Raw genomic sequence first — 7,699 nt, forward strand, 5'->3', positions numbered from 1 at the left:
GCTACGCGCTATGATAAATTGGCTCAAAACTTCCTGTCAGCAATCTACCTTGCTTCAATCATGATATGGCTTAATTGATGACACGCCCTAAGCATAATAGGCACAAAAAACTGTTAAAGCGGTTTTAATACTTCTGTAGTAATTTTCAGGTTTCCACGCCCGATTACAGATTTTGCTGTAACCTAATTATCAAATGGGTATCTTTTTCTTTGATCAAACCAAATTAGAATATTTTATTGATTTGTAAATGAAAAATATAAATAAATAAATAACGTATGGATCAAATTGAAAGCGAAGAAAAAAATCAAATTCGCGGATTTTCAGGCCTTTTAATCACTTATTAAGCTTAGGCTATTTCACCTAAGGAATCATGTTACATAGCTTCCAGCAGCAGACAAAACGCAATGGATAATGCGATGTTTTTCGGTTCTGTTGATCCATAAAAAATACTTAAGTCTCTATTATTAAGCTATAAATGAGCAGCAAGAAATTTTTCTAGTCAGGTAAATGATATTCATGCACACGTAGCTATCTCGAACAAATTCACAGAATTTGGCTACACTTACATCCAAATTGTCATTTGAAATTAGCTCAATTAAGGTAGCGCTGTCTTTCAAACCTTTGTGTAACAAAGCGTGCATAAGTCATATATACTTAGATTCAGATATGATCTACAATCGCTAAATATCGTACACTCAACCACGCAAGTACCCATCGCACGGCGCTTAATGACGCTTGTTGAGACATTATTCTAAAATAATCATATTTATTATGTTTCATCACTACCGGAAAAAACTGATGTTCTATAAGAAGTGAAAGCATAGGTTTATCTTCTGCCGTAAAATGCATCAATACTTTTGTTACATTACTCTCATACAACCATTTTTTTATTAACCAATTATAAGTGTCTGATTGGTTTCGTTCTAAATAATCAAATCGCTCTAAAATTTTTTGTGCGGAATTAAAATCTACAGCACTTAGTAATTCAGGCAAACGTGCTAACTTTCCTTGTGTCAATAATGGATGTCTTCCTATATTTGAACCACGTTTACCTGAAGGAATGTTTGACATCGTAATTAAAGCTCTCTTCCAGGACTCAATATCTAATTGTGGCTGCCCCTGCCCAGAAATAAGATACCGCTCAATATCTTCAATATTTTGAAATAGTTCGTGTTTAATTACTTTACCCGTCGAATTTCCTCTTTTTTGAGCATAGATTACCCACATCTGAGTTTGTCTTTTTTTGAGTACATATTTTTCGATGGTATCTCTCAACTCATATTTTAGATTACTATTCTGTTGGTTAATCGCTTGGAAATGCCTGAATAAATTACTCCGACTCATGACTCGCTTAAAAAATGCAGTATGTAAATTGGGTTGCTGTTGTTGCATGCTATAGGCATAAGTAGCTAGAAATAAGATATGAATATAATGCTTTAATGTTGTCGATTCATGTAAATGTCCAAGTACTCGACCAATCGCCTTAATCCCTTGACCGACCTGTCCTTCATTGCCTACTAGCGTATTAAATTGTTCATTCGATGGCATCCAATTTTGTAGCCATGGCAGTTCTATCGTGAGCACTTTAAAATCCACCACTGTTTGCAAACACTTTAAAGTATATGCACTTGCAAACGTATGTCTTAAATGATGTAAGCTGAGATCAACATCTCCAGTGACTTTCTTTAATATTTGAGATATTTGATCAAAAAAAGGCTTATGTTCACTGTTCTCATCAGACATTAATATCGAATATTTTTTATTTTGATAAACATCATCTAATCCCTTTTTAATCGTCTGACTTAATAAATTCATCGGAACAACACGTTCTGATCCGAGTGTTTTTAGCTGATGCTCACCATAAGGACGAATTCTGAGCATATCCTCATCAATATCTAAGGGCCGTAAATGAAGTGTCTCTGAACGGCGTACACCCATCGCCGCAGATAAACGAAAATGACGCTGAATCTCTAGACGTAAAACAGTATCATTCACCCCAGATTCTACAGATTGTAATATTTGAACGATCTGCCGCACTTCATTTTTTGAAAAAACCTTAGCACTTGCTTGATGCGCTGTACGCTTGTGTAACTTTATACGATCATCATTTAATTGAATTAAAAATTCTCTAAAGCGATTCCACGCAGCGAGATGCTTGCGGTGTGGAAAATGCTCTTGCGTCAACTCCATCCATTTTTGAAATACATCTTCATCAATCTGGCTATCTTTTGTTAAATCTTCTGAAAACCCCAATATACCTGCACTGACGATGGCCAAATGTAGATGAATCATATTTCGATTCTGTAGACTTAACTCTTCTGCATCACAGCGTAAAATCAACCATTGCACAAAGCATGTTAATAAATTGACTGAGTAGTGATTCGTTTTATTACTAGCAAGCTGTTTAAGCCAAATGCTTGATCTAGACTCACCTTTTAGTTGCTGAATCATCGCTAAAATATCAGACAAATGTAGTTGCTCATCGCCTATTTCTATTTCACTTTCTGGCTCAGTGCTATCTAAACCTGTGGTTAATTTTTCATATTCGGATAATCGTAATAATTCATTTATTGAAAGATCTTCCGTCAGGACTTGGCCTGATATATAACCTGCAATCAACGGAGTGCTATTTAACATCACCTTTTGCTGTAAAGCTTTCAACCATTGAGCTAACGATAGAGTTGACTTAAGCCCTATTTGTTTTAAATATGTATTAAAACACTTTTGCCAAGCCGTTCTTTGTTGATTTCTTGACTGTGCTAAAATCTCTTTTAATCGGGGCTGTAGATACTGTCGGTCTACTAATATTAAAGTCGAGACATAAGGACTTAACAGTACTGTACGGCGTATCTTCGTCACAGATCTATCATTATTCACTGTTAGCTCAACGAGCCGACTATTCCCCATAGCGACTATATATTGATCAGAAGCAATAAACTCCAACATCGCTTGTAAATGGCTCACTCTGCACAGTTGTGAATACATGGAGAGTACAACCAGCAAACGTCCTATTTCAATATCACAATTTTGATGTTCAGGTAAATGTTCTAAATCCTTCTGAATAAGATCAAGTAAGTTTTGTTCAGTATAACTCCATGTACTAAAACTATTTTCAGATGTCAGCCACGTACGATTAGCTTTTTGAGGAAGTTGAACGAATAAAGGAATTTTAGTTTTATCGCGAATATAAGCACAATATGCCTTTATGGCTTCTGGCAAATCAATGTTTGTATTTTTAGCTAAATGGGAAGCTAATACATGTCCAAGCTCTAAAGCTACTTGTGGCTCAGGATTTTCCTCAAAAATCAACGGACAATAGGACTCATACTCTGAGTTTTTCAGCCATTCTTTTACATCATTCTCTGAATATTGTATTCTCAGCTTCGTCTCTACTTGAGCTGTTTTAGTCTCTTGGGTTAAAACAAATGTTGGAATATGCTTGATTTTAAAAAAATCAAAACCTTCAAGACATTCGAAACCTAATTGTTTTTGCAAGTTTTCTTGTACATCAAGCCACTGTTGTTGAAAAGCTGATACAGGAAATACAGATAACATATCCCATGGATGACGACCCCGTATCCAGTGCCCAAGTCCAGCGTCCTTGAACCGTCCAGGTAACTGATTATAATCAGAGCGAACCAACTTCCGTGCCCAATTTCTAACTAAACCTTCAATCTGATGAGGAGCACAAAGTTGCACAGCATAAGATGATAAATCAACACGTGGTTCAATTTGCTCCCCTAGCATTCCCATCAAACCACGTAAACCTTGAATCTGTTTGATCAACGCTTGCGTCAATGGCACATAACGATCGGTTGATTCATCTTGATGATGTTTATCTTGAATCAATGCCCAGCCTTGCTGACTGATCCACTTTGGAAAGGGCTGCTTAATTCCTCGTCCTGCAGTTGCAAGATTCATCCATAATGCTGTATACAACGTCAAGCTATCAAAAAGCACCTGCCAATTTTTATGTTCAGAAGCCTGATTTATTCTCTTTTTTATTCGTGTAATTTCATTTTGTATTTCAACAATCTTTATTCCAATTGGGCTACCCACACGCTTATTGGAAGAGTATATATATTCAGGAATATTAATTTTTATCGTTCTTAAACAAGCAGCCCAGAGTTGCTCAAGTTGCCTCTGTTCAAAAGAGGCATAATGAATCAAGTTATCATAATTTCGACCTGATGCATTAGTCACTGCTTTAACGACAGCTAAATCACCTTGGCTATGATCATATAACAACCGTGGAAGAATATCTCGAATGCTTTTGAGGCTGATTTCTAGCTCTTTAGGTACACGGTTAATCAGTTCACTCACGTCACGTTCAACTGCCATATGATGTCTTGTAATCCCAAGATTTTTGACTTGACTCACTAAATCATTGAGTTCAATCGGTAAAACCAAATGTAATTCATTGGTCCATGGCACATGAAATTTAGAATCTTCTGGTTTTTTTTTGAGTGTCGGTGTCCCTGCAAACACACTTAATACATACGCAGATAAAGTATGATCATACTGAATAGCAATATTATTCTGATCTGCATTTTGACTAAAACGAGGCGCTGTTAATTCACTCACCGAACGTCCTGTGAGTAAACTTAATATTAAAGCTAATTTTGCGCGTAAAATTAAGCTGGTATCAGTATGAGATGGTTGACAGAGCCTAAATATTTCTTGAATTGAAATTAAGGACAATCGCGATTTGGTCCAAACTAAACCAACATTTGCAGCTTCAATATGTTGAGAAGTAGATTTAGAGGCATAAAAACCTCGAATTAAATCGGATTGTTCTGCCAAAAAAAATGTAAACAATGGCTCTAATGGTGTTTCATCTTCTTCAATCTCATTATCCTCAAATACTTCAGATACTAGACCACGATGAATTTCATCTACATCCTCTAAAGGTTGAATAGCAATACTTAATGAGCCGTATCGTTGCAAGATCAGTTTTCTATGCTTTAACCCTATACGGTGTAAAAATTCTCGACGTTTCTTCTTATTTTTTAGTGGATCATTTTGCCAAATTTGGGATAAAAACAGCTTTAATATATAAAAAACATCATTTAATCGTTTATCTTCAGAACCAGCAGACATCAAATGAATCAGTTGTTTCGGTGAATTTTGAATAAGTAATTCTTTGACTTGTTCTAAAATATACTCATTACCTTGATCACCCAACAGCCTGATTGCTAAAAAGGCGTTATACACACGAGATCCTTTTTGAGCTTTCAGCTTTATGCTTCCATCACCCTTCAAATAACTACTATAAAGCCCTAGGGTATGTACTTTTTTTTGAAAGTGAAATATTTGCTCTAAAAACCAAATAATTACTGTATCAAAACTCTCATTATTTCGACTTCGTCCTGCTTGAATCAATAGCAAATCACAAATTCCACTGTCTCCAGTGTATGGACGTAATGGCGTGGGTGTATGTGTGTTTCTATCTATTGTTTCTGAGAAAAAATGTGCATATTCCTCAGAATCCTGCAATCTACTAATGATCTTTAACGTATTAAGCTCATCACGAAATTCTGGTAATTCATCATCCCCAATCAATGTAAAGATTCGCTGACAAATGACAACAATGCCAGCTAAGCTATAGTGTGCACGCAACAAAAATAATGCTTGGATCAGTTCTTTTTCTTCTATATTTTCATTCTGATTAATACATTCTAGGAGCTTCTTGAAATAACTTTTCATGAACTACTCCGAATACGATAGACTCTTGCCTTCTTCAAGTCTGTTAAAGCCAAAGCAACTTCTGCCATTGGTGCCACACGAACAATTTGCTGCTGATATTTTTGATAAAGTTCCTCCAGTCGAGGTAAAAATACAGAAAAGTTAGCTAAATGAAAATATGGTTGCACAGACTTACCCAGCTCTTTCACTTTAATTCTTTCTAATGGCAAAAGCTTCTGGGCGATATAACCAGCTAAAACATTTTCGATTAAAAAATTACCACTCACCACCGGTGATGCCCAATTAACCAATTCTTGAACAAAGGAAATCGGCAGCTTTTTCAAAAAATGCTGTGTATTTAAAAATAAAATCATTTCTTCTGGATCTAAACTCTTTAGTCGAAGTTGGCCTGCAACCACCATCTTGTCCTGTGCTTTATCCACTTTAGCCCAGTGTCTTCTTTTCACACTATCCTTTAGAGTTTTTACCTTACATAAGTCCCTATCGACAGCAAGCAGTAACTTACGATATATCGCGAGCAGTAGTAATGCTTGATTTTTAATTTTTTCTGAAAACTCCCGGCTCATTTCCTCATTGAGTAACATCATTTTCAAAACTAAAACTGGGCATGGTTTTTCAAACCTGCCTTCAGAAATTGTTAATGCATCAATGAGCAATGGTGTCATCATTTTTTTCTGCACAGGTAAGTTATTTTTAGCGTCACAATAGTAGAATAACACAGTCCCAAAATTAACAAAATTAAATCAAATAAATTTTATATTTAATAAAAAAGTATTTGATTTATATAATTTATTTACTAACTTTATTTTTATACTAATTCATCAGCTGCGATATCTTCTTCGACCGCTTCGTCCCAAAGATGGATTTGTTTGGCCGTTAAGTGTTCATTCTTCTGGGCGAACTTATGCCGTTTAAACTGCGCAAGTTCATGCTCGTATTTTTGATTGAGAATAGAGAGAGATTTAACTTTAGAATCTAATTGCTGATTGGTGACTTCAAGATGTTGAACTCTGGCATCTAATTGTTGATTTGATTATGCTAAAGACTGATGCTGCATCGCCAATTGCCGGGTAAATTCCAGCAGTTGTTCATGGGTCAGTTGGCTTAAATCAGGCAGCGTATTCATGGCCGCAGTATGCTTGAGGTCATGACGCAGAGGAAATAGAATGTTTGGAGAATAGCAGAATGGCCGAGCTTGGTTTAGAGCATTGTTACCACTTGCTGCAGACCGATTCTTTGCCAAGCTAAACCTTGGATCAGTGCTTGTAAGTGCTCCGGGCTGAGGGCCACGGTTTCACCCTGGTGAACTTTAGCGCAGTGGAATTTTCCCTGTTCCAGCCGCCGGGCACACAGCCAGATGCCCAGTCCATAATGCACCAGCACTTTCATGCGATGGTCACGTTTGTATTACAGAATAGGTAAGCACAATGCGGTTTGATATAGCCAAAGGCTCTCAGCACCTGAGCCATGACAGTATCCATACCTGCTCGCATATCCAGAGGTTGGGTAGACAGCCAGATTTCATCGATACGGATCATGTTGCAAGTGCCTTGAGTAATTCTCCTAAAGCAGATATTTCTGATACTTGCCATTTCAAGCCAATTTCTGATTTTGAGTGGGGTAAAGTAATTTGAACCGTTAACATGTCAGTAGGAGTAGGATCTAATGGTGCAGAGCAAGATAAAGCAATAAATGCAGGTTTATTCGGTAGTGGTGAGCGATCATTTCTCTAGCTTACCATCAATTAAGCGAATCCAGTTGGATAGGGGATTTATATTCAATCCATGTTGCAAAGCGACTGAAGCAATTGAAACGTCCGGTGCTTTACAAGCCTGAACGATCTGCTGTTTAAATTCAGCACTGCATGTTCTTCGTTTTTTCTCAAGAGATGTGATGGATGTCTAGGGTGTGTTGACACTTTTAGTTTAAAAAAATAGCGAAGTAGTAAAATCAAATCGCCAAACCCAATTTTACTATTCGCTATGCCTCGTAC

General features: G+C 36.7%; 4 protein-coding genes and 2 pseudogenes. All 6 read right to left on the reverse strand.

Annotated features, from left to right (window positions below; all coding sequences use genetic code 11):
* Window positions 1-660 precede the first annotated feature (660 nt).
* Entirely contained in the window at window positions 661-5,706 is a 5,046-nt protein-coding gene (locus NI466_RS15150; RefSeq protein ID WP_253173959.1) for a tyrosine-type recombinase/integrase, read from the reverse strand.
* Window positions 5,703-6,374, reverse strand: a complete 672-nt coding sequence (locus NI466_RS15155) for a hypothetical protein (RefSeq protein ID WP_005105953.1) — start codon at window positions 6,372-6,374, stop codon at window positions 5,703-5,705. Before NI466_RS15155 ends, NI466_RS15150 begins: the two co-directional genes overlap by 4 nt.
* A gap of 146 nt (window positions 6,375-6,520) precedes the next feature.
* Window positions 6,521-6,832: pseudogene (locus NI466_RS15160) on the reverse strand (IS66 family transposase); the annotation flags it as partial.
* Window positions 6,833-6,906: 74 nt separating this feature from the next.
* On the reverse strand, window positions 6,907-7,095 hold the full coding sequence (tnpB, locus tag NI466_RS15165) for an IS66 family insertion sequence element accessory protein TnpB (RefSeq protein WP_004647767.1): 189 nt from the start codon (window positions 7,093-7,095) through the stop codon (window positions 6,907-6,909).
* Window positions 7,092-7,244 (reverse strand): IS66 family insertion sequence element accessory protein TnpB, encoded by a 153-nt coding sequence (locus NI466_RS15170; protein WP_004647769.1) that lies wholly within the window; start codon window positions 7,242-7,244, stop codon window positions 7,092-7,094. Before NI466_RS15170 ends, tnpB begins: the two co-directional genes overlap by 4 nt.
* A pseudogene (locus tag NI466_RS16015) lies at window positions 7,241-7,601 on the reverse strand (transposase). The gene NI466_RS15170 and the pseudogene NI466_RS16015 overlap by 4 nt, the downstream one beginning before the upstream one ends.
* Window positions 7,602-7,699 lie beyond the last annotated feature (98 nt).

The organism is Acinetobacter lwoffii, from assembly GCF_024129595.1.
Classification (GTDB): domain Bacteria; phylum Pseudomonadota; class Gammaproteobacteria; order Pseudomonadales; family Moraxellaceae; genus Acinetobacter; species Acinetobacter lwoffii_O.

Bases quoted from the DNA above. Each gene is read 5' to 3' on its own strand.
- NI466_RS15150 (WP_253173959.1), bottom strand. From the start codon at position 5,706: ATGAAAAGTTATTTCAAGAAGCTCCTAGAATGTATTAATCAGAATGAA.
- NI466_RS15155 (WP_005105953.1), bottom strand. From the start codon at position 6,374: ATGATGACACCATTGCTCATTGATGCATTAACAATTTCTGAAGGCAGG.
- tnpB (WP_004647767.1), bottom strand. From the start codon at position 7,095: ATGAAAGTGCTGGTGCATTATGGACTGGGCATCTGGCTGTGTGCCCGG.
- NI466_RS15170 (WP_004647769.1), bottom strand. From the start codon at position 7,244: ATGATCCGTATCGATGAAATCTGGCTGTCTACCCAACCTCTGGATATG.